The organism is Flavobacterium aurantiibacter, from assembly GCF_002251775.1.
GTDB lineage: Bacteria > Bacteroidota > Bacteroidia > Flavobacteriales > Flavobacteriaceae > Flavobacterium > Flavobacterium aurantiibacter.
The window spans coordinates 1-1,572 of record NZ_NOXX01000034.1; the positions used below are offsets into that span (position 1 = coordinate 1).

1 protein-coding gene is annotated in these 1,572 nt (G+C 35.1%); it reads left to right on the plus strand.

The window, feature by feature from the left end:
* Positions 1-135 precede the first annotated feature (135 nt).
* Positions 136-1,125 carry a hypothetical protein gene (locus tag CHX27_RS00310; protein WP_094484799.1) on the plus strand — a complete coding sequence of 330 codons (990 nt, stop codon included), beginning with the start codon at positions 136-138 and terminating at the stop codon, positions 1,123-1,125.
* Positions 1,126-1,572 lie beyond the last annotated feature (447 nt).

Below are 1,572 nucleotides of genomic sequence, written 5' to 3' on the forward strand. Positions count from 1 at the left end.
CTTACATCGTTGTATTTTTTTGAGATACCTCTGTATCCCAAAGAAGATACGCCTTGTAATCAACTATTTAAATGGTTTCTAACTTTAATTTTTACATCGAACTCACATTAAATAAATTAAGTTCCGCAAACTTTGATGATTAAACACCATTTCGACACAGCAAGTAAGAGCACTTCAAAACGATACCGATTTGAATTCTTTTTCTTGCTGTTCGTTTTTTTAATAAGCGGCAATCGTGCAGTCTGCCAGAAGTTTATACCTATTGATGACGACGTAATGGAGTTTATACCCGAAGTGTCGTTTGATTTATTTTATAAGAAACAACTGCTGCAAACAGGCTTAACTAGTAGAGATACGCTTACTGTTTTAGATGCTGCTGTTGTTTTCGATTCGATACATTTCCGAAAAGAGGGATTTCGGTCGAAGGGTTTTTTGAAAGACTCGTTACCGGAAGTGGTGTTTTTGCAAAAAGAGGTTTTTGAGCTCGACGAAGTAGTTTTAAACGCAGCTGTTAAAAAAGAAACGTTTCTTGGCGAAAACTCGCGCTTTGTTCGAAAGCGAAGTAATTCATTCGAAACGGAGCCGACCGCTGGAATTGTGTTTTTTCGTGAAGAATTAGCTACTATCAACGTAACGAAATTTCGCTTTTTTGTAGAGAAAGTATCAGTAAAAACGAACTATAAAATCAAATTTTACGCGTGCGAGCTTGTTGGAAGTATTCTAACTCAGAATAAAATAAAAATTGGCGATGTCTTTTTCGAAAGTCCTGTATTGCAGCTCGAAAAAGGAGTCAAAAATGAAGTGATTGTCGATTTGGAATCGGTCGGTTTTCCGAAGCCTAAATCAAACTTGTTTGTAGTTATCGAGTTGGTATCGTACGAAGATGAAACGGGCGACATTATAAATCCCGAACCCAATAAACAGACCAAACTGAAGTACCAACTTTCTAAGAAAATGAATTATTTCGCGAAGATGATGGACATTACTACCAAATCGTTAACGCCGTACTTCATTAATATTAACGCCATGATTCGCCGAGATTTTAATATCATGTTCAAGAAAACGCCTCATAGAAGTAATTTAGTTACTCCGGCGATTTCTTTGTACGGCACACGTGTTGACTGAAAATAATCTTCAATAAACTAATCAATGTTATAAACAATGACTAAAAAAGATAAATTGAAAATTGCGTTGGTGGCTACTGTAATATTTATGAGTATTGCCTTTATAATAGACTGCCTGTTCGACATGAAATTGTATGGCCCACTGGGTGGAAGTGCAGGTCTGTTTTATTGGTTTGCTACCAGAAAAAAATGATCATTAAGCATTAACTTTTACTGTGCATTATGTGACTGTAATCGATTTTAAGAAATGTTTGAATTAGATCAATTTTTAACACGGCCTTCGTCTTCTCTCTCTCCTAAAATTTTATTGTCTCAGTTGTACTTTTTTGGAGTTCTTAACGCAAAAAAAGTCAGACTTTCCGTACGTCTGTGATCAAAATAAAAAGTTGAAATTGAAAGTATAACATCATTTTTTAACGACCTGTCAAAAATCAATCAAAAAAAAAAA

Excerpts from the sequence above, each read along its gene's own strand:
- CHX27_RS00310 (WP_094484799.1), top strand. The coding sequence starts at position 136 with ATGATTAAACACCATTTCGACACAGCAAGTAAGAGCACTTCAAAACGA.